The following is a 21,263-nucleotide window of genomic DNA, read 5'->3' on the forward strand; positions in this document are numbered from 1 at the left end:
AATAACATACCGCAAACAGTCGTTTGCGGTCGCTGTGTGGATGCCTGCCTGGCAAGTGCTTATTTTCAGGGGTATTTTGTAACATGGTAGAAAAGCAAACTGCGAAAAGGAATCGTCGCGAAGAAATACTTCAGTCTCTGGCGCTGATGTTGGAATCCAGTGATGGAAGCCAGCGTATCACGACAGCAAAACTGGCAGCCTCTGTGGGCGTTTCCGAAGCGGCATTGTATCGCCATTTTCCCAGCAAGACCCGCATGTTCGATAGCTTGATTGAGTTTATCGAAGATAGTCTGATTACCCGTATCAATCTGATCTTAAAAGATGAAAAGGACACCAACGCACGTCTGCGTCTGATCGTTCTGCTGATTTTAGGGTTCGGTGAACGTAACCCCGGTCTGACGCGCATTCTGACCGGGCATGCGCTCATGTTTGAACAGGATCGTCTGCAAGGCCGTATTAACCAGCTTTTTGAACGCATTGAGGCACAGTTGCGCCAGGTTTTGCGAGAAAAAAGAATGCGTGAAGGCGAAGGTTACACTGTAGATGAAACGCTGTTGGCCAGTCAGTTACTGGCTTTCTGTGAAGGTATGTTATCTCGTTTTGTGCGCAGCGAATTTAAATACCGTCCAACTGATGACTTTGACACCCGCTGGCCGTTAGTCGCGGCACAACTACAGTAATACAGCTGCCGGATGGCGATTTCGCCTTATCCGACCTACATAACCAACCGTAGGCCGGATAAGCGTAGCGCCACCCGGTAATTGAATTACACCCCGAACTCTTCGCGATATGCTCGCACGGCTGCCAGATGTTCTGCCATTTCAGGCTTCTCTTCCAGATATGCAATCAGGTCTTTCAGGGTAATAATAGAAATCACCTTGCAACCATAGTCACGCTCGACTTCCTGGATAGCTGAAATCTCGCCACGCCCACGTTCCTGACGATCGAGAGAAATCAATACACCAGCAAGCCGTGCGCCATTCGCCTGGATAATCTCCATTGACTCGCGAATCGCTGTCCCGGCGGTGATCACATCATCAACCAACATCACACGTCCTTGTAGCGCGCTCCCTACCAGGTTGCCGCCTTCGCCGTGGGTCTTCGCCTCTTTACGGTTAAAGCAGTACGGTAAATCTTTGTCGTGATGCTCCGCCAATGCAACCGCTGTTGTGGTAGCGATAGGAATACCTTTGTACGCAGGGCCAAACAGCAGATCAAAATCAATACCGGAATCCACCAGCGCCTCGGCATAAAAACGGCCTAACAGTGCCAGATCGCGCCCGGTATTAAACAGCCCGGCGTTGAAGAAATAGGGGCTTTTGCGCCCGGATTTCAGCGTAAATTCGCCAAACTTTAGTACCTGCTTGCTAAGCGCAAACTCAATAAACTGGCGCTGATACGGTTTCATGGATTCGCTCCTCATCTCACTTTATTACAGACAAAAAAAAGGCGACTCATCAGTCGCCTTTAAAATCAATTTTCTAACGCCGCCTTCTGCGTCGCTACAATGGATTCGATTCCCCCTCGGGCCAATGCCAGTAGGGTGAGTAGCTCTTCGTGGCTGAACGGCTCACCTTCTGCCGTACCTTGCACCTCAATAATGCGACCGTCCTCGGTCATCACCACGTTCATGTCGGTTTCTGCGGCAGAATCTTCAACGTATTCCAGGTCGCAGAGCGCTTCGCCATTTACAATACCTACGGAGACCGCCGCAACCATCCCTTTCATTGGGTTGGTTTTCAGCTTACCGCTTGCTACCAGTTTGTTCAGCGCGTCAGCCAAAGCGACACAGGCACCGGTAATGGATGCGGTACGCGTACCACCATCAGCCTGGATAACATCGCAGTCCAGCGTAATGGTGAACTCGCCAAGGGTTTTCAGGTCAACTGCGGCACGCAGCGCACGCGCAATAAGACGCTGAATCTCCATGGTACGACCACCCTGCTTACCTTTTGCCGCTTCACGTGCGTTACGGGTATGCGTGGCACGAGGCAACATGCCATATTCTGCGGTGATCCATCCCTGGCCCTGGCCTTTCAGGAAACGCGGAACACCTTCATCAATAGACGCGGTGCACAACACTTTGGTATCACCAAATTCGACCAGCACGGAGCCTTCAGCGTGTTTTGTATAATTACGGGTCAGGGTGACGGGACGCACCTGATTGGCACTACGACCTGCTGGACGCATGATAAAATCTCCGGCTTGAAACGAATGTGGCTGCGCATTATACGGACTTCCGACGGTTATTCCTATCCTGACAAGACGTGGATGGCTATAATCCTCCCATCTCATCTTCAAAAACAGGAACGTCTATGATCCGCAGCATGACCGCCTACGCCCGGCGTGAAATCAAGGGTGAATGGGGTAGCGCTACCTGGGAAATGCGCTCGGTAAACCAGCGTTATCTGGAAACCTATTTTCGTCTGCCGGAGCAGTTCCGTAGTCTTGAACCTGTTGTGCGTGAGCGCATCCGCACACGTCTGACACGTGGTAAAATCGAATGCACACTGCGTTTTGAACCTGATGCCAGCGCACAAGGCGAGCTCATTCTGAATGAAAAACTCGCTAAACAGCTCGTTAGCGCTGCTAACTGGGTCAAGATGCAGAGCGATGAAGGCGAAATTAATCCGGTCGATATCCTGCGCTGGCCGGGTGTAATGGCTGCTCAGGAGCAAGACCTGGATGCTATTGCCGCTGAAATCCTCGCCACGCTTGACGGTACACTGGATGATTTCATTGTCGCGCGTGAAACTGAAGGCCAGGCCCTGAAAACACTGATCGAGCAACGCCTGGAAGGCGTTAGCGCTGAAGTGGCGAAGGTACGTGCACATATGCCAGAAATTCTGCAGTGGCAGCGCGAGCGTCTGGTCGCCAAACTGGAAGACGCGCAGGTCCAACTCGAAAATAACCGTCTTGAGCAAGAATTGGTGCTGATGGCACAGCGCATCGATGTGGCGGAAGAGCTGGATCGTCTGGAAGCCCACGTCAAAGAAACCTACAACATCCTGAAGAAAAAAGAGGCGGTAGGTCGCCGTCTGGACTTCATGATGCAGGAATTCAACCGTGAGTCGAACACCCTGGCATCGAAGTCTATCAATGCAGAGGTCACTAACTCCGCGATTGAACTGAAGGTATTGATCGAACAAATGCGCGAGCAGATCCAGAACATCGAGTAAGTCACCATCTCACGTAGCCCGTCGATAAACGGCGGCGCTACGTGTTTTTTCCAATGAGCGTGTTTATAACCCCTCACTACGCATTATATTTTCTCATCATTTATCACCATCAATAATATAATGAAGCGCATGCCATATGGCATTTTCATCAAGCCAGCATTAGCTGTAGTTATTAAAATCACTTCGCCTTAGAAAATCTCAATCGTGACAGTACGCACAAATCGTTAACCTTAGCCCCCAGCAAATCAGGGGGAAGACATGCTGTTACACGTTTTATATTTAATTGGTATCACTGCTGAAGCCATGACGGGTGCGCTTGCGGCAGGTCGTCGTCGTATGGATACATTTGGCGTCATTATTATTGCCACCGCGACAGCCATTGGCGGTGGATCAGTGCGCGACATTCTTCTCGGCCACTATCCGCTCGGCTGGGTGAAACACCCTGAATATGTCATTATCGTAGCCACTGCCGCGGTACTGACAACGATTATTGCTCCCGTGATGCCCTACCTGCGTAAAATCTTCCTCGTACTGGATGCGCTGGGCCTGGTGGTCTTTTCTATTATCGGTGCACAGGTAGCGCTGGATATGGGACACGGGCCAATTATTGCCGTGGTTGCAGCGGTTACCACCGGTGTCTTTGGCGGTGTATTACGCGATATGTTCTGCAAACGTATTCCACTCGTCTTCCAGAAAGAACTTTATGCCGGCGTGTCATTTGCCGCTGCCGTGCTTTACATCGTGCTACAACATTATGTCTCCAGCCATGATGTTGTAGTTATATCTACCCTACTTTTCGGCTTTACAGCACGTTTACTGGCACTTCGCCTGAAGTTGGGACTACCGGTATTTTATTATCGCCATGAAGGCCATTAAGGCATAAAACCCGCGATACGCTGAGCAGCTAACCAGTTGCTCAGTGCTATTACCTCCCTGTTTTTCAGCCACTGCATCACCAGCCGGGCCCGCCGCTCACCCATAGACGGAAGCTGCCGCCAATCTTTTTCATCGCGTTGTTGTAGTTGCTGCCAGGCGCTATCACCGCTGGCATTCACTGTGGCCTGGGTTAACGGTATGCCCATCGCACCAACCCAGCGGTTGAAGGGAAGACGACGAGACTGATTAAACTGATGCCACAGCCTCTCCCCTTTGCTTATCCCAAATGTGGATCGTAACTGTTCCTGGGTTAATCCGAGCCAGGAAAAAATGTGCTCAAAGCGATATACCTGATGCAGCTCCCGCCATCCCGCCTCACCTATCCCCTGCAGATCCAGCACCTCTTTTGCCCCAACCCAGATCAGCCTGGCCACAAACTGCTCGTAACACTCGGGCGCGGCATAAAAACAGGTCAGTGAATTAAAGTGCCCATCAGGTGGTATTGGTTTAGTGCGCTGGGTACTACGCCAGACAACCTCATCAATGCGGGGAATACCTTGTCCGGCCAGACTCACCAGAATGTGATCGCCAGGTGCAATGTCCCATTCATTCCAGCGTCGTACAGATCCAACATTGACGCGCTGTACCCGTTTATCATCCAGCATGACGGGTGCCAACACAGCAACAACAGCAATTTTTCCACTCTTACCAACAGAGAACTGAATACCTGTTACTTCAGATACCCGGGAAACTGGGGGGTATTTCCATGCCGCCAGCCAGTCTCCCTGCCCAGGAAACCAATGCCGTGCTTGCGGCTCTTTTTCTGCGCGAACCACCACCCCATCCGTCACGAAAGGCAATGCCGAAGTCCACCATCTGGCGCGGGCATGCTCAACCTGATCCGCATTTGCCACCGACTGCGTATAGCGTTGAGTGAGGCTGAACCCCGCATCAGTGAGTTGCCGTAGTCTTTCCGTCATCTCCGCAGGACCATCGGGCCAGGTCCAAATAAATATGTTCAGAGAGCGTAATAACTCCGGCGTGTTCTGCCGCATCATCATACCGGCAACCTTAGAACGGGCATTCACACCGCCTTTCTTTTGCTGGATATGCCCATCCTGCTGCAAAAAAATCTCCCCCTGCAACGTGCTGTTCGCAAGCAGTCCTCGGACAGTCCGCGGTACCGAAGGCATCTGGAGAACCTTGTGCGTCCAGTCTTCACCTTTGTGGCCGTTACCACGGCTAATCGCCTTAATCAGATTGCCATCCCGATAAACCAGCGTTACCGCAACACCGTCTACCTTTGGTTGCACCCAGAGATCGCTACGCGTCTGCATCCATTGCTGCACCGCTTGCTTATCGGCCAGCTTACGAACCCCCGTATGAGGAACAGGGTGCAATATTGAGCCGCTTATCGGTGGCGCAGACAGGTCTGTCGGTGAATCACCTCCGAAACAGCGTTGCCATTGGCGTAGTTGCGCATTCAACTGATCATAAATACCGTCATCTACGGCACTCACACCCTGCTTCCAATAACTATCATTCCATTGCGTTATCTGCTGTTGTAGTCGCGACATTTCCTCGTTTGCCCGATCCGCAGACCAGGTGGGACACGCGGCCCCGGCCCGCAAATGGCAGAACAGCAACACCAGCACAATGCTTTTCCATAACCCCATACCACCTCCGCCTGAAAATGCGTTTCCCGGCAGGTATAGCGCAAAGCCCCATCAAAACAGAGCGGCAAAAATGCATCATGCGAGCAGCTTTCCTGGCATTTTCACTTTTTGTAGCAAACCTCCAGTAAAACAGGAAACTGGTACGCAAAACGCAATAAACATGCGCAAAAAGTGTGACAAAGGCTACGTAGCAAAGCGGCTACGTGTATAATAAGCCCGTATGTAGGCTCTCTTTCGACAATCACATACATTAAGATACTCATGGCTCAAGGCACGCTTTATATTGTTTCTGCCCCCAGTGGCGCGGGTAAATCCAGCCTGATTCAGGCTTTATTAAAGACCCAACCGTTGTATGACACCCAGGTTTCTGTTTCACATACCACGCGCGCACCGCGCCCGGGGGAAGTGCATGGTGAACACTATTTCTTTGTGAACCATGATGAATTCAGAACCATGATTGGCAGAGATGCGTTCCTGGAACACGCTGAGGTATTCGGCAATTATTACGGCACCTCGCGTGAGACCATTGAGCAAGTATTAGCATCCGGCGTAGATGTCTTTTTAGATATCGACTGGCAAGGTGCGCAGCAAATTCGTGAAAAAATGCCGCATGCGCGCAGCATTTTTATTTTGCCACCTTCTAAGATTGAGCTGGACCGCCGTCTCCGAGGCCGCGGTCAGGATAGCGAAGAAGTCATCGCAAAACGTATGGCGCAAGCAGTTGCAGAAATGAGCCATTACGCCGAATATGATTATCTTATTGTGAATGATGATTTCGATACTGCCCTGGGCGATTTGAAAACCATCATTCGCGCCGAACGTCTGCGCATGAGCCGCCAAAAGCAGCGTCATGACGCTTTAATCAGCAAACTGTTGGCAGACTGAACCCACATTCAGTATCATGCCCAGTCATTTCTTCACCTGTGGAGCATTTTAAGTATGGCACGCGTAACTGTTCAGGACGCTGTAGAGAAAATTGGTAACCGTTTTGACCTGGTACTGGTCGCCGCGCGTCGCGCTCGTCAGATGCAGGTAGGCGGAAAGGATCCGCTCGTACCGGAAGAAAACGATAAAACTACCGTAATCGCGCTGCGCGAAATCGAAGAAGGTCTGATCAACAACCAGATCCTCGACGTACGTGAGCGCCAGGAACAGCAAGAGCAGGAAGCCGCTGAATTACAAGCCGTTACCGCTATTGCTGAAGGTCGTCGTTAATCACAAAGCGGGTCGCCCTTGTATCTGTTTGAAAGCCTGAATCAACTGATTCAAAATTACCTGCCGGAAGACCAGATTAAGCGTCTTCGGCAGGCGTATCTCGTTGCACGTGACGCTCACGAGGGCCAAACACGTTCAAGCGGTGAACCCTATATCACGCACCCGGTAGCGGTAGCCTGCATTCTGGCCGAGATGAAACTCGACTATGAAACGTTAATGGCTGCGCTGCTGCATGACGTGATTGAAGATACCCCTGCCACCTACCAGGATATGGAACAGCTTTTTGGTAAAAGTGTTGCTGAACTGGTAGAAGGGGTATCAAAGCTTGATAAGCTTAAGTTTCGCGATAAGAAAGAGGCGCAGGCCGAAAACTTTCGCAAGATGATTATGGCGATGGTGCAGGATATCCGCGTCATTCTCATCAAGCTTGCCGACCGTACCCACAACATGCGCACGCTGGGCTCATTACGCCCGGATAAGCGTCGCCGCATCGCCCGTGAAACTCTCGAAATCTACAGTCCGCTGGCACACCGTTTAGGTATTCATCATATAAAAACCGAGCTGGAAGAGCTGGGGTTTGAAGCGCTGTACCCGAACCGCTATCGCGTGATTAAAGAAGTGGTTAAAGCCGCTCGCGGCAACCGCAAAGAGATGATCCAAAAAATCCTCTCAGAAATCGAAGGGCGTTTGCAGGAGGCTGGCATTCCGTGTCGTGTAAGTGGACGCGAAAAGCACCTGTACTCTATCTATTGCAAAATGGTACTCAAAGAGCAGCGTTTTCACTCGATCATGGATATCTACGCTTTCCGCGTTATTGTTCATGACTCCGACACCTGCTATCGCGTACTCGGCCAGATGCATAGCCTGTACAAACCACGTCCTGGTCGCGTTAAAGACTATATTGCCATTCCGAAAGCGAACGGATATCAATCTTTGCACACCTCAATGATCGGCCCACACGGCGTCCCGGTTGAAGTACAAATTCGTACTGAAGACATGGACCAGATGGCGGAGATGGGGGTTGCAGCACACTGGGCGTATAAAGAGCACGGCGAAACCAGTACTACGGCACAAATCCGCGCCCAACGCTGGATGCAAAGCTTGCTGGAGCTGCAGCAAAGCGCCGGTAGCTCATTTGAATTTATTGAAAGCGTCAAATCTGATCTCTTCCCGGATGAGATTTATGTTTTCACACCGGAAGGGCGAATTGTCGAATTGCCTGCCGGTGCAACACCTGTCGACTTCGCCTATGCTGTGCATACCGATATCGGTCACGCCTGCGTTGGTGCCCGCGTTGACAGGCAGCCTTACCCACTTTCGCAGCCGCTCTCCAGTGGCCAAACCGTTGAAATCATTACCGCGCCAGGCGCTCGCCCCAATGCGGCATGGCTCAACTTTGTGGTCAGTTCAAAAGCTCGCGCCAAAATTCGCCAACTGCTGAAAAACCTTAAGCGCGATGATTCTGTCAGTCTGGGTCGTCGTCTGCTCAACCATGCCTTAGGTGGTAGCCGTAAACTGGCAGAGATCCCGCAAGAGAGCATCCAGCGTGAGCTTGAGCGCATGAAGCTCGCCACGCTTGACGATCTGTTAGCTGAAATCGGCCTGGGTAACGCCATGAGCGTGGTCGTTGCGAAAAACCTTCAGCAGGGTGAGGTGCCGGCAAATGCGCCAGCACAATCTGGTCATGGTCATCTGCCTATTAAAGGCGCAGACGGCGTGCTGATCACCTTCGCGAAATGTTGTCGTCCAATTCCTGGCGATCCAATCATTGCCCACGTCAGTCCGGGTAAAGGTCTGGTGATCCACCATGAGTCCTGCCGTAACATCCGTGGCTACCAGAAAGAGCCTGAGAAGTTTATGGCGGTTGAATGGGATAAGGAGACCGAGCAGGAGTTCATCACTGAGATTAAGGTGGATATGTTTAACCACCAGGGTGCTCTGGCAAACCTGACGGCGGCAATCAACACGACCACCTCCAATATTCAAAGTCTGAATACTGAAGAGAAAGACGGCCGCGTCTACAGCGCCTTTATTCGCCTCACTGCCCGCGATCGCGTACATCTGGCGAACATTATGCGCAAAATCCGCGTCATGCCGGACGTGATTAAAGTCACCCGTAACAGAAACTAGTCTTTTATGAATGAACAGCGTTATGCACGTATCCGCGAGATGCTCGCGCGGCGTCAGCCTGATCTGACTGTCTGCATGGAGCAAGTCCACAAACCTCATAACGTTTCTGCGATCATTCGTACCGCGGATGCCGTCGGCGTGCATGAAGTCCACGCCGTCTGGCCGGGTAGTCGTATGCGTACCATGGCCTCCTCTGCCGCGGGCAGCAACAGTTGGGTGCAGGTGAAAACTCACCGCACTATCGGCGATGCCGTCACGCAGTTAAAAAGCCAGGGCATGCAAATTCTGGCAACTCACCTCTCTGACAAAGCTGTCGATTTCCGCGAGATTGATTACACGCGGCCAACCTGCATCCTGATGGGCCAGGAAAAAACCGGTATCACCCAGGAAGCATTAGATTTGGCAGATCAGGACATCATCATTCCGATGATTGGTATGGTGCAGTCGCTGAATGTCTCGGTCGCCTCGGCGCTGATTCTGTACGAAGCACAACGCCAGCGGCAAAACGCCGGGATGTACCAACGAGAAAACAGCATGCTGCCGGAAGACGAGCAGCAACGTTTGCTGTTTGAAGGGGGATATCCCGTGCTGGCCAATGTGGCGAAGCGCAAAGGACTCCCCTATCCCCACGTGAATACGCAGGGCGAAATTGAAGCCGATGCAACGTGGTGGGCCACTATGCAGTCTGCGAGATAAACACGATGAAAGGCCGTTTACTGGATGCCATCCCACTCAACTCTCTGACGGGCGTTGGCGCAGCACAAAGCAGTAAACTGGCTAAAATTGGCCTGCACACCGTGCAGGACCTCCTGTTGCACCTTCCTCTGCGCTACGAAGATCGTACTCATCTTTACCCAATTGGCGAACTCTTACCCGGCGTCTACGCCACCGTTGAAGGCGAAGTGTTGAACTGCAATATTACCTTCGGTGGCCGCCGGATGATGACCTGCCAGATAAGCGATGGCTCGGGTATTCTGACGATGCGCTTCTTCAATTTCAGCGCCGCGATGAAAAATAGCCTCGCTACCGGAAGACGGGTACTGGCCTATGGCGAAGCTAAACGTGGGAAATATGGCGCAGAGATGATCCACCCGGAATATCGCGTACAGGGCGATCTCAGCACGCCGGAACTCCAGGAAACGCTCACTCCGGTTTACCCCACAACCGAAGGCGTGAAGCAGGCAACACTGCGTAAACTGACCGATCAGGCGCTGGATTTGCTTGATACCTGCGCCATTGCCGAACTGCTACCACCGGAATTACTACAAGGGATGATGAGCCTGCCAGAAGCCCTGCGCACGCTGCACCGTCCACCGCCGTCACTCCAGCTAAGCGATCTGGAAACCGGACAACATCCGGCACAGCGACGTTTGATTCTGGAAGAACTGCTGGCACACAACCTCAGCATGCTGGCGTTACGCGCCGGAGCCCAACGTTTTCACGCCCAGCCGCTGAGTGCGAACGATACGCTGAAAAATAAGCTGCTGGCAGCCCTCCCCTTTAAGCCAACCGGCGCACAGGCGCGGGTAACCGCCGAGATTGAACGCGACATGGCGCTGGATGTCCCGATGATGCGACTGGTACAGGGTGATGTTGGTTCCGGGAAAACGCTGGTTGCAGCACTTGCTGCTCTACGGGCAATTGCACATGGCAAGCAAGTTGCGCTGATGGCCCCCACCGAACTACTGGCTGAGCAGCACGCAAATAACTTCCGCAACTGGTTTGCACCGCTGGGTGTTGAAGTGGGCTGGCTGGCCGGCAAGCAAAAAGGTAAAGCGCGTCAGACACAGCAGGAGGCTATTGCCAGCGGCCAGGTCCAGATGATTGTCGGCACTCATGCTATTTTCCAGGAACAGGTTCAGTTCAATGGACTGGCCCTGGTTATCATCGACGAACAACATCGCTTCGGCGTGCATCAGCGTTTGGCACTATGGGAAAAAGGTCAGCAGCAGGGTTTCCACCCGCATCAGTTGATCATGACCGCCACGCCAATCCCACGCACGCTGGCGATGACCGCCTATGCCGATCTCGACACATCAGTGATTGATGAACTGCCTCCAGGGCGTACACCGGTCACCACCGTCGCGATTCCGGATACCCGGCGCAGCGACATCATTGACCGTGTGCGTAACGCCTGCACGCACGAAGGACGTCAGGCGTATTGGGTCTGCACGTTGATTGAAGAGTCTGATTTACTGGAGGCCCAGGCAGCAGAGGCCACGTGGGAAGAACTTAAACTCGCTCTGCCGGAGCTTAATATTGGCCTGGTGCATGGGCGCATGAAACCTGCCGAGAAGCTGTCTGTCATGGCTGCGTTTAAACAGGGTGCAATGCATTTACTGGTCGCCACTACAGTGATTGAAGTCGGTGTAGACGTACCAAACGCCAGCCTGATGATTATTGAAAACCCGGAGCGTCTGGGCTTAGCGCAGTTACACCAGCTGCGCGGCCGCGTCGGTCGCGGTGCAGTCGCTTCTCACTGCGTCCTGCTGTACAAATCACCGCTGTCAAAAACAGCGCAAAAACGTCTGCAGGTGCTGCGAGACAGCAACGACGGATTCATTATTGCGCAAAAAGATTTGGAGATCCGCGGCCCCGGTGAGCTGTTGGGTACACGCCAGACCGGAACGGCGGAATTTAAGGTAGCGGATTTACTGCGCGATCAGGCCATTATTCCGGAAGTTCAGCGCATTGCCCGCCATATTCACGAACGTTATCCACAGCAGGCAGTGGCGCTGATAGAGCGCTGGATGCCAGAAACTGAACGCTACTCCAACGCATAACCCTCTTCATCGCGGCGGTTATCACACCGCCGCACGGCCTTTATTGCGCAAAAATCGGCAACAGCAGATACAGCTTAATCACCAGTGCGTTGACGATATCGATAAAGAACGCCCCCACCATCGGCACCACCAGAAACGCCATATGTGATGGGCCAAAACGTTCGGTAATCGCCTGCATGTTGGCAATCGCTGTCGGCGTTGCGCCGAGGCCAAAGCCACAGTGCCCGGCTGCCAGAACCGCCGCATCGTAGTTCTTACCCATCAGGCGCCAGGTGACGAAAATCGCATACAGCGCCATGAAAACGGTCTGTACGACAAGGATTGCCAACATTGGCAGCGCCAGCGAAGCCAGTTCCCATAGCTTGAGGCTCATTAACGCCATTGCCAGGAACAGCGACAGGCTGACGTTACCAAGCACCGAAACCGCACGCTCAAACACCCGATAAAAGCCCAGTAGCGCCAGACCATTACTCAGAATCACACCAACAAACAGTACGCAGACGAAGGTCGGCAGTTCCAGCACCGTTCCCACCAACATTTGCGCAACGATTTTGCCCACCGTCAGGCAGATAGCAATCAGCGCGATAGTTTCAATCAGCACCAGCGAGGTGATCATGCGCCCAACATCCGGCTTTTCAAACGCAGTCGGTACTGCCTGATCGTCCGGCATACCGTCCGGAGTCGTGGAGTGTTTAACCAGATAGCGCGCGACAGGACCACCAATCAAGCCGCCCAGCACCAGGCCGAACGTTGCGCATGCCATTGCCACTTCAGTTGCATTAGCGAAACCATAGCGTTCAATAAACAGCTTGCTCCACGCCGCTCCGGTTCCGTGCCCACCAGAGAGCGTTATCGAACCGGCAATCAGGCCCATCAACGGGTCGAGACCCAGCAGGCTTGCCATACCGATACCGATGGCGTTCTGCATTAATAGCAGCCCAACAACCACAATCAGAAAGATGCCCACCACGCGGCCACCAGCGCGCAGGCTGGCAATATTGGCATTAAGGCCGATAGTTGCGAAGAACGCCAGCATCAGCGGATCGCGCAACGTCATATCAAAATTGACCTCCCAGCCCATGCTTTTTTTCAGCACCAGCAACGCGATCGCCACCAGCAATCCACCTGCTACAGGTTCGGGAATCGTATATTTTTTCAGGAAAGAGACAGACTGGACGAGCTTACGCCCCAGCAGCAACACCAGGGTTGCAGCAACCAGTGTTGATAATGTATCGAGGTAAAACATATACAGCTCCATTAGTGCGCTTTGCAGTTCTGCTACGCACGATTCATTCCAGGTCGATTTTTAGCTCTTAATGAGTTATCGGGGTGGATTTTAAGCAGAAAATCATGAAAAGTTATATAAAAATGTTTGTTTATCCGTTTTAAATATTAAGAATAGTTACTCGCAAACGTTTGCTTTTCTGCCCTGGTCAGATAAAATCACCGCTTTTCCACCATGGGATTGCCTCTGATGTCCGTTAACGCCGTAGAGTCGACCGATGCGCAACCGGTTGCGCAGACTCACAACAGTGAACTGATTTACCGTCTTGAAGATCGCCCCCCGCTAGCCCAAACCCTGTTTGCCGCCTGTCAGCACCTGCTGGCCATGTTCGTCGCGGTAATCACGCCTGCTCTGTTAATCTGCCAGGCGCTCGGTTTACCAGCTCAGGATACTCAACACATTATCAGTATGTCGCTGTTCGCTTCTGGCGTGGCTTCTATCATTCAGATTAAAGCCTGGGGACCGGTGGGTTCAGGGCTGTTATCCATTCAGGGCACCAGTTTTAACTTTGTTGCGCCGCTGATTATGGGCGGTACGGCGCTAAAAACCGGTGGTGCCGATATCCCAACCATGATGGCGGCGTTGTTTGGCACACTGATGCTGGCAAGCTGCACCGAGATGGTTATCTCGCGTGTACTGCATCTGGCACGTCGTATTATTACTCCGCTGGTCTCAGGGGTGGTAGTAATGATCATTGGTCTGTCACTGATTCAGGTGGGTCTGACATCGATTGGCGGCGGTTACGCCGCAATGAGCGACAACACCTTTGGCGCACCGAAGAATTTGATGCTGGCGGGTGTCGTGCTGGCGCTGATTATCATTCTTAATCGCCAGCGCAACCCGTACCTGCGCGTTGCGTCACTGGTGATTGCCATGGCTGCGGGCTACCTGCTGGCATGGTTTATGGGCATGTTGCCGCAAAATACCGCGCCGGTAAGTCAGGATCTGATCATGGTGCCAACGCCGCTGTATTACGGTCTGGGTATCGACTGGAGTTTACTGCTACCACTGATGCTGGTCTTTATGATCACCTCGCTGGAGACCATCGGTGATATTACGGCCACCTCCGATGTCTCCGAACAACCGGTCTCGGGTCCGCTGTACATGAAACGTCTGAAAGGCGGTGTACTGGCGAACGGCCTGAACTCGTTTGTTTCTGCCGTGTTCAACACCTTCCCGAACTCCTGCTTCGGTCAGAATAACGGGGTCATCCAGTTAACCGGCGTTGCCAGCCGCTATGTTGGTTTTGTGGTGGCGCTGATGCTGATCGCACTGGGTCTGTTCCCGGCAGTCAGTGGCTTTGTACAACATATCCCTGAACCTGTTCTGGGCGGGGCAACGCTGGTGATGTTCGGGACTATCGCCGCCTCCGGGGTTCGCATCGTGTCACGTGAACCGCTGAACCGCCGTGCCATTTTGATTATTGCACTGTCGCTGGCTGTTGGTCTCGGCGTCTCCCAGCAACCGCTGATCCTGCAGTTTGCGCCTGACTGGGTGAAAAACCTGCTCTCTTCCGGCATTGCTGCTGGCGGTATTACCGCTATTGTTCTGAACCTGATTTTCCCGCCAGAGAAAGCATAAGCGAAATGCGGCGTTGATTCTGAATCAACGCCGCTGTAACGCTCTTTCACCATTCCCGCCTTGAGGATTGCGCGTAAATCGTGCATAACTTGACTATGTGCACTTCGCGGGATGGAAGACCATGAAATTTATTGGAAAGCTGCTTATTTACGTGCTGATCGCCTGTGCAGTGGCGATCCTCGGCCTTTATTTTCTACTGCAAACCCGTTGGGGTGCAGAGCATGTCAGCGCCTGGGTGTCAGAGAACAGCAGCTACCACCTGGCTTTTGATGCCATCGATCACCGGTTTTCCTCCCCATCCCATATTCTGTTGAAAAATGTCACTTTTGGTCGTGATGGGCAGCCTGCCACGCTGGTCGCAAAAACGGTTGATATTGGCCTGAGCAGTCGTCAGATCACCGACCCGTTGCACGTTGACACCATCTTGTTGCAAAACGGTACGCTCAATCTTTCTCAACAAACTGCGCCGCTTCCGTTCCAGGCCGATCGCCTGCAGCTACAGGATATGGCATTAAATAGCCCCGGCAGTGAATGGAACCTGAGCGCGCAACGCGTGAACGGTGGCGTTATTCCCTGGACCCCTGAGGCGGGTAAAATTCTCGGCAACAAAGCGCAAATTCAGCTCAGCGCCAGTTCATTAACGCTTAACGACGTTCCCACCACCAATGTGCTAATTGAAGGCAGCATTGACCATGACCGAGTGACGTTAAGTAACATTGGCGCAGATGTCGCACGCGGCGCGTTAACCGGCGTTGCGCAGCGGAATGCAGATGGTAGCTGGGTCGTGGAGAATCTGCGGTTAAATGATATCCGACTACAAAGTGATAAATCACTGGTCGATTTTTTCGCACCACTAACCACGATTCCGTCCTTGCAAATTGGTCGTCTTGAGGTGACTGATGCACGTCTGCAAGGCCCTGACTGGGCGGTAACAGATCTCGATCTGAGTTTGCGCAATATGACCTTCAGCAAGGACGACTGGCAAACTCAGGAAGGGAAGCTGTCGATGAACGCCAGTGAGTTTATCTACGGTTCACTGCACTTCTTCGATCCCATTCTGAATGCCGAATTCTCACCACAGGGCATTGCGCTACGCCAGTTCACCACTCGCTGGGAAGGCGGTATGGTTAGAACATCCGGTCACTGGTTGCGCAGCAACAAGGCGCTGTTCCTCGACGATGTTGCCATTGCCGGGCTGGAGTACACGCTGCCGGAAAACTGGAAGCAACGGTGGATGAAACCCCTGCCTTCCTGGCTAAACAGCCTGACGCTGAAAAAATTCAGCGCCAGCCGTAACCTGATTATCGATATCGATCCTGTGTTCCCATGGCAGCTCACCGCACTGGACGGTTATGGCGCCAACCTCGGGCTGGTACAAAATAATCAGTGGGGTATCTGGAGTGGTAGCGCCACGCTCAATGCCGCTGCTGCGACGTTTAACCGTACCGACGTGCGCCGACCTTCTCTGGCCCTCGCCGCGAACAGCAGCACGATCAATATCAGCGAGTTAAGTGCCTATACGGAAAAAGGGCTGCTGGAGGCGACCGCCAGCATTTCGCAGTTGCCGCAACGCCAGGCGCAGGTCAGCCTGAACGGGCGTGGCGTGCCAATGACTATCCTGCAGCAGTGGGGATGGCCAGCACTGCCGCTTTCCGGTGACGGTAACATTCAGCTCACGGCCAGCGGTAATATTCAGGCTGATGCGCCACTCAAGCCAACGGTCAGCGGCCAGCTACATGCTGTAAATGCTGATAAACAGCAGGTGACGCAAACCATGCAGGCGGGTGTGGTATCCGGCAGTGAAGTCACAGCACCACCACTTGCGCAGTGATTATTGCCCGGTGGCGCTTCGCTTATCAGGCCTACTCCCGCTCATAGACGAATATATTCACTGCACAACAACCATTTCACCGGCTCGTCCTCTTCTATCGCCGGAAAGCGCCCCCCTGGCTCAAGAAAGTGGTTATCGTGCTGGTCGTCATTCACCATTGAGATTTCCCAGCCCAATACAAACGCTTTCTCGGCCCGGAAACGATGATACAAACGGGGTGGTGAGCCACAGGCCGAACGACCAGGTACTGGTACCCCCAGCGCGACCGGGTACGGTCGGCCTGCAGCCCCATGCAAGGATCTGAGATAGCATCCAGCGCGCGCGCCAGTAAAAACATCGTGCCGACAAAACCAGCAGAAATGCCAAAAAAATCGGTACAGAAGAACATCATGTATAACATGACGTTATCGAAGATGATGTGGCTCGCCGCATCCCCCATCCCTAGACAATCTTCTCTTTCACAGACAGAGTTTCATTTTTCATCGCGCATCCTTTTGCTCTTTCATTCGCGCTGATACCGGTTACAGTCCTTGTGAACCTTCAACATGAGCGCGGGTATTCCGATATTTGGTTATCAAATTACGATTCTTGTTTTCTGTGATCGAGGTAGCGTCGAAAAATGTGATGAAATGTAACCACAGGATTTATTGAGGATTTATATGAAACTGGTCATGGTAAAGAGAAAGGGAAGTTAAAAAAGTGCGTGAGGGGGTGTGGAAACCCCAGGAAGTAGCTATAATGCGCCCCGCCTCCATGTAGCAATCGAGGCGCGGAAGATCGTCATCTCCGGTGAGGTGGCTGGACTTCAAATCCAGTTGGGGCCGCCAGCGGTCCCGGGCAGGTTCGACTCCTGTGATCTTCCGCCAATTAGCCTCTACTGAACTCCACTGTCTCAAGTAAATCCCCTATAATACCCGCAATTAAAGCTGATTATGTTCTCCCGAGGTCTACTGTCTCTACCAGAATCAAGTGCATTCTGGGGGCATAATGGGGGGCATGATTTATAGCCCCATTTTGAGATGCCCCCAATGAAGCTAACAGTCAGACAAATCGACACAGCCAAGCCTAAAGAGAAGCCGTATAAGCTATCTGATGGTGGAGGCCTCTACCTTGAAGTAACTACCAACGGCTCACGTTACTGGCGTTTAAAGTATCGCTACGCAGGTAAAGAAAAGCGTCTTGCTTTCGGCGTTTATCCCGAGGTTTCTCTCGCTCAAGCACGCGAAAAGCGTGATGCTGCGAAAAAGCTGCTGTCTGCTGGAAGCGATCCCGGTGAAGTAAAGAAAGCAGAGAAAATTGCCCAAAAGCTTAACTATGAAAATACCTTCGAAGCTATTGCCCGTGAATGGCATCAGTTGAGAGCGGATCGTTGGTCATTACGCTATCGAGATGAAATTATTGATACCTTTGAAAAGGATATTTTCCCCTACATCGGTAAGCGCCCTATAGCTGAAATTAAGCCCATGGAATTGCTGGAAACCCTTCGTCGTATGGAAAAGCGTGGTGCATTAGAAAAGATGCGCAAAGTCAGACAGCGCTGCGGTGAAGTATTCCGTCATGCGATTGTGACCGGACGCGCTGAATACAATCCAGCACCCGATCTCGCCACAGCCCTCGCAACACCAAAGAAAACACATTTTCCATTCCTGACAGCCGAAGAACTCCCTCACTTTCTTAGGGATCTTGCCGGTTACACCGGTAGCGTTATTACCAAGACTGCGACTCAAATCATCATGCTTACAGGGGTACGAACTCAGGAATTACGTTTTGCCCGCTGGGAGGATATCAATTTTGAAAAGCGGCTTTGGGAGATCCCTGCTGAAGTGATGAAGATGAAACGACCACACATCGTTCCGATGTCGGGTCAGGTTGTCGAGCTCTTTGAGTCACTTAAACCTATTACCGGGCTATACCCACTGGTATTCGTCGGACGCAACGATCGAACGAAGCCGATCTCAAAGGAAAGCGTTAATCAGGTTATTGAGTTATTGGGATATAAAGGAAGGCTGACAGGACATGGTTTCCGCCACACGATGAGTACCATCCTCCATGAAGAAGGTTTTAACTCAGCGTGGATAGAAACGCAGCTAGCACATGTGGATAAGAACGCGATACGTGGGACTTACAACCATGCACAGTATTTGGAGGGGCGGAGAGAAATGATGCAGAAGTATGCAGATTATGTAGAAAGATTAGCCTCTCGAGGTGTGTGAAAATTCAGCAGTATAAAGATTCTCAACCCCTATTAGCATTCTTATAATAGAGATTGAGAATCTTTTTTTCCACCTATCTTAAAAGCTAAATACTTTATATTTAACTTACCCGAGCCCTGGAACGCTCCTGCTCACGAATTCGTGCCTCAATTTCGGCATAAAGATTAGCTTCAGCGTTTTCTCTGTCCGTTGCAGTAACAACTAATGCATAAGGTTCATGTTGGCTATTAAGTGGGGTGCCCCACTCACGATCATTTCTAGTTACAACCACAAACCACTTTTCATCTGGAGACCTTTGCTTAAAAGTCCAACTAGAGGATTGTACTGTACCATGATCACGTTGTTGTGCAGTAATAGAACGATTGCTTACCGCATCGTCATTCCTAGAATCAGTACCATCTTGTATATCATGATTAAAGTATTGCTGAACATCTTGCAACGAAGAACCTTTAACAAGCCTGTAAGATATTTGTGTTGCTGTATAATCTAATCGCGTTGTCCTGACTGCTGGTGAATACGCTAAAGTAATGTGCAGTTCTCTTACTGCTCGCTGAGTTCTTAAAAAAGATGTAGGTAATGGAAGCTCAAAGAATTGATGAGTGTCATCAGAGATTTGCTCTTCACACATCATAACAACTACTTCCTCGGACGAGCGATATAAACCATCTTCCTCAACAATTCCATATCCAACGACATCTCGAATAACACTACGATTTCGGGTTGAAGGTTCAGATTTATAATGTTCTGTAACCTCTTCTGAGAACGTATTCTCCATCTGCGGTGTCAGCGCTGCGTGATTGACAAGCATAGCTCGCAACATATTAGCAGACATATCTGGATATTCATTGAGTAAACGTGCAGCGAGGTGCGTGATATAAGGAGCAGAAAAACTAGTTCCACTTTGTTCAGAGAAAAGTGTACTTCCTTGGAATTGATGGTGGCAGCTTAGCACACCAAGTCCTCTGGCATGTTGTCGCCATTGACCTCCAGCATTACGCATAGGTGCCGCAAAGTTTCCACCGTGCGCAACTATTTCTGGTTTAAATGCACCTTTCACAGAAGGTCCATGCCGCGTGAATGGCGAAGGTTGATATTCACCTGCAGGGCTTAAATGGCTAATTTCATCAGCACGACGTTGAGCGTCAAATGTTGCATTATGCCTTGCATAGCTTCCTGCCGTTAGAGCATTGAGTGCGGGCGCTGGATCAATAATAACTGAGCTATCGTGGATTAAATAGCTGGGATACTCTGCCCGCCAACTTTCTACTGGAACATCAGGGTCAATGCTACCATTAAAATTACCTGCGGAAACTACGAAAAGAATATTGTGACGCCTCGCCAGCACATCAAGCACATAAGCAATACCTCGGATGTGCTTTCCATCGTAAGGCGCATTTGCATTGCCAAGTGATAAGTTAAAAATACGACATCCTAGACCAACGAAATATTCTACTGCTTCGGTCAAAGTTGTTTCAATCGTAGCAGTATCAAATTCCCCTTGGGCATTAAGAATTTTGCCATTATATAACCACATTGACGGTTGCCAGAAATTACTAGCATCGCAAGCCTCAACATCACCATATAGGGCAATACCTGCAACAGCAGTACCATGTCCAAAATGGTCAGATTCATCTTCATTATCCACGAAGCAGGCACTCTCAGCTATTGCACTACGCAATAATGGATGTGCGGTATTAATTCCACTATCAAGGATGCAAACTTTTACGGCATTAGGTAATGGAGATGGGATATATTCGGGGATAAAATTGATATCTTTGTTCAGTTTCTCATACGAGATTCCACTGACAGGAAGACGGTCCACCATTCGAACATCACGGTGCTCAAGCAGTTTTTCAGCTTGCTCTAAATTTACTCTTACCCGGTACATCAGCAAACTATCAAGATTAATTCTATCCAAGCGATGAATCATATTTTCACGGAGCCAGTTTTCAAATTCTCCGCAGATCCGAGCTCGAGAAGGATGTTGTGTCGTTTCTACCGGCCACAGCTCAACATCTAGACCAAAGGAATCTGAATCAGGAAACCCATACTGTTTCACTGACCAGCTTTTGCGATCCTCATTAGTCCAAACATCAACGCTATCCAATGCGGTTAAAATTTGCTGGTAGGTTATATGAGCGTGACCAAGCTGTGAAAGGTGTTCCTCAAAAAGAGCGATTCCTCGTTCATCAGCAAAGGCAATACATATTGTTTTATCTTCTTGACTGACGAACTCTATTCCATGCCTATCCATATGAGCAATATCTAACATCCCGGTATACTGTAACTTCAGCATATACCGACCATCATTATCCTTTCCTGGAATTTGTGGATTAGCTAATTGTGTAATGCTTCGTAATTGCTCAGACAAAATGCGTCCATGTAAGCGCAAGTCAGCACGCTGTGTTCTCGGAATTTTGAACTGGCGTGTGCGTCTAGGGTTCTGAAGAGATTCTTTAGCAATACTAAGATGTTGATATTGTTCCGTCATTTA

Annotated in this window: 16 protein-coding genes, 1 tRNA gene and 2 pseudogenes; 12 read left to right on the plus strand and 7 right to left on the minus strand. The window is 51.2% G+C overall.

Features of this window, described 5'->3' with window-relative positions:
• The first annotated feature begins 83 nt into the window (after positions 1-83).
• Positions 84-680 (plus strand): nucleoid occlusion factor SlmA, encoded by a 597-nt coding sequence (gene slmA, locus OGX95_RS14905; protein ID WP_003827257.1) that lies wholly within the window; start codon positions 84-86, stop codon positions 678-680.
• 86 nt (positions 681-766) lie between these two features.
• On the opposite strand, the gene pyrE is transcribed toward slmA, so the two are convergent.
• Both pyrE and rph read right to left on the minus strand, forming a co-directional pair.
• Positions 767-1,408: an orotate phosphoribosyltransferase gene (gene pyrE, locus OGX95_RS14910; RefSeq protein WP_271442020.1), complete on the minus strand. Its 642-nt coding sequence runs from the start codon at positions 1,406-1,408 to the stop codon at positions 767-769.
• Between the two features lie 65 nt (positions 1,409-1,473).
• Positions 1,474-2,190, minus strand: a complete 717-nt coding sequence (gene rph / locus OGX95_RS14915; RefSeq protein WP_003024054.1) for a ribonuclease PH — start codon at positions 2,188-2,190, stop codon at positions 1,474-1,476.
• A gap of 125 nt (positions 2,191-2,315) precedes the next feature.
• Here rph and OGX95_RS14920 point away from each other — a divergent pair, with 125 nt between their 5' ends.
• Both OGX95_RS14920 and OGX95_RS14925 read left to right on the plus strand, forming a co-directional pair.
• Positions 2,316-3,179, plus strand: coding sequence for a YicC/YloC family endoribonuclease (locus OGX95_RS14920; RefSeq protein WP_286629999.1), 864 nt, complete (start codon positions 2,316-2,318; stop codon positions 3,177-3,179).
• A 258-nt stretch (positions 3,180-3,437) separates the two neighbouring features.
• Positions 3,438-4,055 (plus strand): trimeric intracellular cation channel family protein, encoded by a 618-nt coding sequence (locus OGX95_RS14925; RefSeq protein WP_003024049.1) that lies wholly within the window; start codon positions 3,438-3,440, stop codon positions 4,053-4,055.
• Here OGX95_RS14925 and ligB read toward each other — a convergent pair.
• The gene (gene ligB / locus OGX95_RS14930; protein ID WP_286630000.1) at positions 4,052-5,731 is read right to left on the minus strand and encodes an NAD-dependent DNA ligase LigB; all 1,680 of its coding nucleotides are present in this window, start codon (positions 5,729-5,731) and stop codon (positions 4,052-4,054) included. The genes OGX95_RS14925 and ligB overlap by 4 nt on opposite strands.
• A 261-nt stretch (positions 5,732-5,992) precedes the next feature.
• Between ligB and gmk the strand changes: the two genes are divergently transcribed.
• Genes gmk through recG form a run of 5 tightly spaced genes read left to right on the plus strand, consistent with a single transcriptional unit; the run spans position 5,993 to position 11,859 of the window.
• A complete protein-coding gene (gene gmk, locus OGX95_RS14935; protein WP_137382115.1) occupies positions 5,993-6,616 on the plus strand; it encodes a guanylate kinase in 624 nt (207 codons plus the stop codon).
• A 54-nt stretch (positions 6,617-6,670) separates the two neighbouring features.
• Positions 6,671-6,946 (plus strand): DNA-directed RNA polymerase subunit omega, encoded by a 276-nt coding sequence (gene rpoZ, locus OGX95_RS14940; protein ID WP_000135058.1) that lies wholly within the window; start codon positions 6,671-6,673, stop codon positions 6,944-6,946.
• An 18-nt stretch (positions 6,947-6,964) separates the two neighbouring features.
• Complete coding sequence (spoT, locus tag OGX95_RS14945) at positions 6,965-9,076, plus strand: bifunctional GTP diphosphokinase/guanosine-3',5'-bis pyrophosphate 3'-pyrophosphohydrolase (protein WP_271442017.1); 2,112 nt, start codon at positions 6,965-6,967, stop codon at positions 9,074-9,076.
• 6 nt (positions 9,077-9,082) lie between these two features.
• Complete coding sequence (gene trmH / locus OGX95_RS14950; protein ID WP_137382117.1) at positions 9,083-9,772, plus strand: tRNA (guanosine(18)-2'-O)-methyltransferase TrmH; 690 nt, start codon at positions 9,083-9,085, stop codon at positions 9,770-9,772.
• A gap of 5 nt (positions 9,773-9,777) precedes the next feature.
• Positions 9,778-11,859: an ATP-dependent DNA helicase RecG gene (gene recG, locus OGX95_RS14955; protein ID WP_286630001.1), complete on the plus strand. Its 2,082-nt coding sequence runs from the start codon at positions 9,778-9,780 to the stop codon at positions 11,857-11,859.
• A 40-nt stretch (positions 11,860-11,899) separates the two neighbouring features.
• On the opposite strand, the gene gltS is transcribed toward recG, so the two are convergent.
• Positions 11,900-13,105: a sodium/glutamate symporter gene (gltS, locus tag OGX95_RS14960; RefSeq protein WP_271442014.1), complete on the minus strand. Its 1,206-nt coding sequence runs from the start codon at positions 13,103-13,105 to the stop codon at positions 11,900-11,902.
• Positions 13,106-13,333: 228 nt separating this feature from the next.
• Here gltS and xanP point away from each other — a divergent pair, with 228 nt between their 5' ends.
• Positions 13,334-14,725: a xanthine/proton symporter XanP gene (xanP, locus tag OGX95_RS14965; protein WP_286630002.1), complete on the plus strand. Its 1,392-nt coding sequence runs from the start codon at positions 13,334-13,336 to the stop codon at positions 14,723-14,725.
• A 121-nt stretch (positions 14,726-14,846) separates the two neighbouring features.
• Positions 14,847-16,556 (plus strand): AsmA family protein, encoded by a 1,710-nt coding sequence (locus OGX95_RS14970; protein ID WP_286630003.1) that lies wholly within the window; start codon positions 14,847-14,849, stop codon positions 16,554-16,556.
• Positions 16,557-16,597: 41 nt separating this feature from the next.
• On the opposite strand, the pseudogene OGX95_RS14975 reads toward OGX95_RS14970, so the two are convergent.
• A pseudogene (locus OGX95_RS14975) lies at positions 16,598-16,780 on the minus strand (D-lyxose/D-mannose family sugar isomerase); the annotation flags it as partial.
• A gap of 29 nt (positions 16,781-16,809) precedes the next feature.
• Positions 16,810-17,039: pseudogene (locus OGX95_RS14980) on the minus strand (MFS transporter); the annotation flags it as partial.
• A gap of 288 nt (positions 17,040-17,327) precedes the next feature.
• Here OGX95_RS14980 and OGX95_RS14985 point away from each other — a divergent pair.
• Both OGX95_RS14985 and OGX95_RS14990 read left to right on the plus strand, forming a co-directional pair.
• Positions 17,328-17,422: transfer RNA gene (locus OGX95_RS14985), tRNA-Sec, on the plus strand.
• A 162-nt stretch (positions 17,423-17,584) separates the two neighbouring features.
• On the plus strand, positions 17,585-18,769 hold the full coding sequence (locus OGX95_RS14990) for a tyrosine-type recombinase/integrase (protein WP_096080152.1): 1,185 nt from the start codon (positions 17,585-17,587) through the stop codon (positions 18,767-18,769).
• Between the two features lie 100 nt (positions 18,770-18,869).
• Here the strand turns inward: OGX95_RS14990 and OGX95_RS14995 are convergent, their stop codons facing one another.
• Positions 18,870-21,260 carry a S8 family peptidase gene (locus OGX95_RS14995; RefSeq protein WP_096080153.1) on the minus strand — a complete coding sequence of 797 codons (2,391 nt, stop codon included), beginning with the start codon at positions 21,258-21,260 and terminating at the stop codon, positions 18,870-18,872.
• Between the last annotated feature and the right edge of the window lie 3 nt (positions 21,261-21,263).

Origin of the sequence: Citrobacter sp. Cu233 (assembly GCF_030332225.1) — a bacterium.
Classification (GTDB): Bacteria; Pseudomonadota; Gammaproteobacteria; order Enterobacterales; family Enterobacteriaceae; genus Citrobacter.

Coding starts and splice junctions, on each gene's coding strand:
- slmA (WP_003827257.1), top strand. CDS start 84: ATGGTAGAAAAGCAAACTGCGAAAAGGAATCGTCGCGAAGAAATACTT.
- pyrE (WP_271442020.1), bottom strand. CDS start 1,408: ATGAAACCGTATCAGCGCCAGTTTATTGAGTTTGCGCTTAGCAAGCAG.
- rph (WP_003024054.1), bottom strand. CDS start 2,190: ATGCGTCCAGCAGGTCGTAGTGCCAATCAGGTGCGTCCCGTCACCCTG.
- OGX95_RS14920 (WP_286629999.1), top strand. CDS start 2,316: ATGATCCGCAGCATGACCGCCTACGCCCGGCGTGAAATCAAGGGTGAA.
- OGX95_RS14925 (WP_003024049.1), top strand. CDS start 3,438: ATGCTGTTACACGTTTTATATTTAATTGGTATCACTGCTGAAGCCATG.
- ligB (WP_286630000.1), bottom strand. CDS start 5,731: ATGGGGTTATGGAAAAGCATTGTGCTGGTGTTGCTGTTCTGCCATTTG.
- gmk (WP_137382115.1), top strand. CDS start 5,993: ATGGCTCAAGGCACGCTTTATATTGTTTCTGCCCCCAGTGGCGCGGGT.
- rpoZ (WP_000135058.1), top strand. CDS start 6,671: ATGGCACGCGTAACTGTTCAGGACGCTGTAGAGAAAATTGGTAACCGT.
- trmH (WP_137382117.1), top strand. CDS start 9,083: ATGAATGAACAGCGTTATGCACGTATCCGCGAGATGCTCGCGCGGCGT.
- recG (WP_286630001.1), top strand. CDS start 9,778: ATGAAAGGCCGTTTACTGGATGCCATCCCACTCAACTCTCTGACGGGC.
- gltS (WP_271442014.1), bottom strand. CDS start 13,105: ATGTTTTACCTCGATACATTATCAACACTGGTTGCTGCAACCCTGGTG.
- xanP (WP_286630002.1), top strand. CDS start 13,334: ATGTCCGTTAACGCCGTAGAGTCGACCGATGCGCAACCGGTTGCGCAG.
- OGX95_RS14970 (WP_286630003.1), top strand. CDS start 14,847: ATGAAATTTATTGGAAAGCTGCTTATTTACGTGCTGATCGCCTGTGCA.
- OGX95_RS14990 (WP_096080152.1), top strand. CDS start 17,585: ATGAAGCTAACAGTCAGACAAATCGACACAGCCAAGCCTAAAGAGAAG.
- OGX95_RS14995 (WP_096080153.1), bottom strand. CDS start 21,260: ATGACGGAACAATATCAACATCTTAGTATTGCTAAAGAATCTCTTCAG.